Origin of the sequence: Streptomyces longisporus (assembly GCF_039532765.1) — a bacterium.
Classification (GTDB): Bacteria; Actinomycetota; Actinomycetes; order Streptomycetales; family Streptomycetaceae; genus Streptomyces; species Streptomyces longisporus.
Genome location: NZ_BAAASG010000035.1, coordinates 1 through 1,046, shown reverse-complemented (window position 1 = coordinate 1,046; position 1,046 = coordinate 1). Strand labels below are relative to the sequence as shown.

2 protein-coding genes are annotated in these 1,046 nt (G+C 69.8%); both read right to left on the bottom strand.

Going from position 1 to position 1,046, the window contains the following annotated elements:
• Positions 1–436 (bottom strand): trypsin-like serine protease (locus ABD355_RS43795; protein WP_344406984.1); only part of this gene is annotated, 436 nt, incomplete at its 3' end.
• Between the two features lie 55 nt (positions 437–491).
• A partial coding sequence (locus ABD355_RS43790) for a hypothetical protein (RefSeq protein WP_344406982.1) occupies positions 492–1,046 on the bottom strand: 555 nt, incomplete at its 5' end.

Below are 1,046 nucleotides of genomic sequence, written 5' to 3'. Positions count from 1 at the left end.
CGGCCGCCTGGACCTCGTCCCCGGCGGCAGGCGCGGCGCCGGCCACCGGCATGGGGGTGATGCCGCTGACAGGCTTGGCCAGTTGGGCCATCACCACGTCACGGTCCGTGCGCGGCACCAGGTTCACCACCTGCTGGGCGCTGCCACCGATAGTGGCGGTCGTCTTCAGCTTCGGAGTGCCGGAAGGAAGCGTAGTGCCGGGGGTGTCGGTGAAGCAGCTCGCGGCCGTCAGCAGCCACTGCGCAGCCACCAGGGTGGCCGAGCAGCCGCGCTGCCCGCCGACGTCGAGCCGGGCGGTTGCGGCCGAGACCGCGGCAGAAGCGGCAGGCCCGGACACAGCGGTGGCTGGTGCAGCGGTGAGAGCGGCGACGGCGGTCAGTGAAGTGGCGGCGATCAGGCCGCCGGTCCACGCGGGGCGCGGACGAAAGCCGGACATGAAGATATTCCTTTGTGTTGTGCCAGAACGGAGAGAGGGAAGGCGGGTGGACCGGTCAGCCGGTGACCCGCAATTCCAGCAGCTCGGTCGGTGCACCACCGGCCGTGCCCTCGCCCACGCTCTTGATGCTCTTCTTGTCCACATTCACGGTCTTCACCGGCGCGGTGGGGTCGTCCTGCGGCCTCAGGTCGGCGCTGATGGGGTGGTCGGCGGTCTCCAGCTCGAACACCCGCGGCAGTTCGAGGGAGAGGTAACCGCTCGTGGCGCTCGCCTTGAAGCAGTACGCGCCCTGCGGATCGCCACTCGGCCCCTGCACAGTGAGGACCTTGATCTGCTGGGCGGAGGCGTCGCACGTGGCGAGGGTGATGTGCCCGTCGCCCTTGATCAGCTTGATGCCCTGATCCCGCTGGATCCGATCCGCGTTCGGATACGCGTAGTCCTCCACCGCGGACGGCGGCGTGCCCCCGGCGCCTCCCCCTGTCGGCTGCGGATCGGCGGACGCGAGCATCGGCGTGCCCACGAGCGCCAGAACGGCAGCAACCCCCGCGACGGGAAGCATCCTGCGCATACCAGGAGTCACCCGAATTCCTTTCCAGGCATGGGTGACGGC